Origin of the sequence: Dyella japonica DSM 16301, from assembly GCF_001010355.1 — a bacterium.
Taxonomy (GTDB): domain Bacteria; phylum Pseudomonadota; class Gammaproteobacteria; order Xanthomonadales; family Rhodanobacteraceae; genus Dyella; species Dyella japonica.
In genome coordinates this window covers 1-343 of record NZ_JPLA01000098.1, presented here as the reverse complement: position 1 = coordinate 343, position 343 = coordinate 1, and the positions used below count along the sequence as shown (strand labels likewise).

Here is a 343-nt window from a genome sequence, read left to right as displayed (position 1 = left end):
CAACTATAAGTTTCACTTTAAGGTTGCACCGAAACATGGATGCGGAAAAGTAGTAACACGAGGAAAGCTGGTTGAGGACGGACTGGACAACGTTGGGCGCGTGATCGACTTTAGTGTGGTTAAAACTACGCTGTGTCAGTGGTTGGAAGATAATTGGGATCATAAGTTCCTGCATTGGGAACATGACAGCGTAATTAATTCGCTTATTGTTGTTGCATCAACTGAGTTCGCACGTGAAAATAATCTAGTAAAGGATGAAGATTATGATCCTTTCGTTAATTCATTGGTAGCTCTACCGTTCAACCCAACTGCGGAAAACTTAGCTGCATATATGGTTGACGTG

The 343-nt window shown here is 42.3% G+C and carries 1 protein-coding gene; it reads left to right on the top strand.

Features of this window, described 5'->3' with window-relative positions:
- The coding region (locus Y882_RS19505; RefSeq protein WP_211259217.1) for a 6-carboxytetrahydropterin synthase at nt 1-343 on the top strand (343 nt) is incomplete at both ends.